At 56.8% G+C, this 301-nt stretch carries 1 rRNA gene; it reads left to right on the top strand.

From position 1 onward, the window contains the following. Positions 1-301, top strand: a 23S ribosomal RNA gene (locus tag BIU90_RS06425); the annotation flags it as partial.

Raw genomic sequence — 301 nt, 5'->3', positions numbered from 1 at the left:
TGGCACCTCGATGTCGGCTCATCACATCCTGGGGCTGAAGCCGGTCCCAAGGGTATGGCTGTTCGCCATTTAAAGTGGTACGCGAGCTGGGTTTAGAACGTCGTGAGACAGTTCGGTCCCTATCTGCCGTGGGCGTTGGAAGATTGAAGGGGGCTGCTCCTAGTACGAGAGGACCGGAGTGGACGAACCTCTGGTGTTCGGGTTGTGTCGCCAGACGCATTGCCCGGTAGCTAAGTTCGGAATCGATAACCGCTGAAAGCATCTAAGCGGGAAGCGAGCCCTGAGATGAGTCTTCCCTGAT

It is taken from the genome of Curtobacterium sp. MCBA15_001 (assembly GCF_001864835.1).
Lineage (GTDB): Bacteria > Actinomycetota > Actinomycetes > Actinomycetales > Microbacteriaceae > Curtobacterium.
Note: the sequence above shows the minus strand (reverse complement) of the source record. Positions and strands in the feature narration are given on the sequence as shown.